This is a genomic window from Oleiphilus sp. HI0043 (assembly GCF_001634935.1).
The window spans coordinates 1-2,413 of the sequence record NZ_LWEY01000020.1 but is presented as its reverse complement, the minus strand read 5'-3'; the positions used below and the strand labels follow the sequence as shown (position 1 = coordinate 2,413).

The following is a 2,413-nucleotide window of genomic DNA, read 5'->3' as shown; positions in this document are numbered from 1 at the left end:
GTAAGCTTTTCCACGTATGGTTGAATGATAGATACAAGCATACCTGCTGTAACAGGCAGAACAGAGGAGATATACCCGGTTAACTTTCCACGAGTACGAGTAAACAGATTGGGCTGGTATTCAAAGTTAAGTTTCTTTTCCATATTCTCATAGAGGCTTTTGTTCAACACCTCCAACCGATAATACGCTTGATAAAACTCCCCCATTGGAGAACCCTCTCGGTTTTTTGCGATGATTTGAGTTGAAAGATAAGCAAATACACGATTGTTGTATTCGATTTTTAGTAGTTTTCGATAAATTTCTTCGTTGTCTCTGTCATTATTAATGTCACTTGCACTCACTACGTCCGATATCAATAGAGCACATAGATACGCTAAAATCGGGTACATTTTCATATTCATTTCCTATCCACATTACGCTGGTTTGTTAGGATGGTGCTACCAATGGTTTTTCTTGCCTATTTAAGTGCACGGAGGGCTTCAATGATGGCGTTCCTTTCGTTGGGGTCTTTTATCCCCCCAAAGCCCATAGTGGTACCAGGCACTGTTCCGGCGGGGTCTTCCAAGAAACGATCCAGATTGGCTTCGTTCCAAGTGAGATTGCTCTCAGATAAACCCGACGAGTAGTTAAAATTGCTAGCCGAAGCGGCGGGTTGTCCGTATTTACCTCTAAGATTGGGACCAACACTTGCTTTTCCGGATGCGTCTGTACTGTGACACACGGTGCATTGATTAAGGGTTGTGTCTATGTGAGCGCCGGCTGCCATTTTTTCTGTTTTATAAATTGGGGTCGTGCGTGCGTTTAGTAGACGAGCCACTTTTTGGCCAACTTGGTTACCCGTCGCAATAGCGCCGTCGATAAATCCGCGCCAGCCTAAGTCAATATCGCCACCGGCAAAATATATTCGCCCTTGGGGTTCGCGTAATGCAGTAATCGAATTCGTCAATTGACCTTTTTTCAGAACGCACCAAGTACCCTTTGAGTAAGGGTCCAGGTGCCAGTCATAGTGTAGGGTATCCACCACATCAACATCCGGTAGAAAGCGGCGCAATAATTTTTGGACTTGCGCGTGGTTGTTGGGGTCAATTTGTGACGGATCAGTGGAAAAAGCCACGAGATTAGTGCCTTCGTTAGGGCTGGCCATGGTCATAATGGTGCTTATAGGGTCTTGCTCCGAGGCCAACATTAAGATGGGCTTTATATTCTGTCGGATGCGAATGTAGAACTTCATTCCAGAGCCGGCATGACCTTCCTCGGACGCTCTCACCTTTTGTGATAGTAGCGCAGGCGAAAATTGAATCTTGGATAGTACGTTCATGGGGACTGCGCTAATCGTGGACCGGCAGGTAAATGTTTTGCCTGTGCTGGTGATTATTTTTACGTGATCCCCAAGATCATGAACTTCCTTCACTGGCGTACCCAATTCCACGTCAGGGCGACCATCATCCAGCATGGCATTGATTAAACTTTGCGTACCATGTTTAAAGCTATAGCGAGAGACGCTATCACTGTAACGAGTGATATCACTGCCAACGAGAGACCACCATCGTTGCATTTCTACGTAGCTAGCTTGATCAAAGTCTCCATGAACGGAAGCGCCCAAGAGTCCTTCGATGATGGGTGAGAAAGAAGGAGAGAGGTCCATCTGATTAAGGCGATCGCGAACCGATAGAGTGTCGGCGCCTTGCCAATTATCTGTACTAAAAGGATCATAGGGCAATGGAAAGGAGTGAGCGGCACCATCATGAAATTGGTGCATTTGCTCATTGGCAATGGCAAAGCCTTGATAGGTGACCATAGGTGGCGATGGTTCACCTTCTGGTGCCCCATTCCCACAGGCAGCCATCCTAATCAGTGGTGCGATGCCGCTCATGCCAGCATCCCGCGCCTCATCACCATCCCACCACAGTAAGTCGGGAATCGTGCTTGGAGTAGAATCCACTAATTGCAAGTCGTAGCGATTAATTTCAGCGAAAACATTAGGTTGCGTGGAGTGCACCCAGGCGCCACCGAGCTCAAACAACTTACCATCACGCTTTACGGTAAAGGTACGCCCACCAAGGCGATTACGAGCTTCTAATATTAGTACTGATAGCCCAGCTTGCCTGAGCTCACGGGCAGCGGTAACCCCGGCAAAGCCACCACCAATAACAATGACATCATAGTCATACTTGTCGATTTCTCTATCCGTGGAATCTTTGCTAGCTGTAGCATTGACGCTATTCCCCCCGGCAGTTAGGGCGACTGCGCCGAGAGCCCCCAACCCATTTTTTAGGATGCTGCGTCGGTTCAGGCCTTGCCTAGTTGTCTTATAACGTTTCTTACCCACAGTGAACACCTCTTTTAAATACTGGATAATATTTTTAACATGAATTATTAATATTGATCAATATTTAATATACTATCGGGATAG

The 2,413-nt window shown here is 46.7% G+C and carries 2 protein-coding genes; both read right to left on the bottom strand.

Translation table 11 applies throughout. The features are described from left to right. On the bottom strand, window positions 1-395 hold a 395-nt coding region (locus tag A3729_RS00840; protein ID WP_156497552.1), incomplete at its 3' end, for a hypothetical protein. A gap of 62 nt (window positions 396-457) precedes the next feature. Continuing rightward, entirely contained in the window at window positions 458-2,329 is a 1,872-nt protein-coding gene (locus A3729_RS00835; protein WP_068509542.1) for an FAD-dependent oxidoreductase, read from the bottom strand. Between the last annotated feature and the right edge of the window lie 84 nt (window positions 2,330-2,413).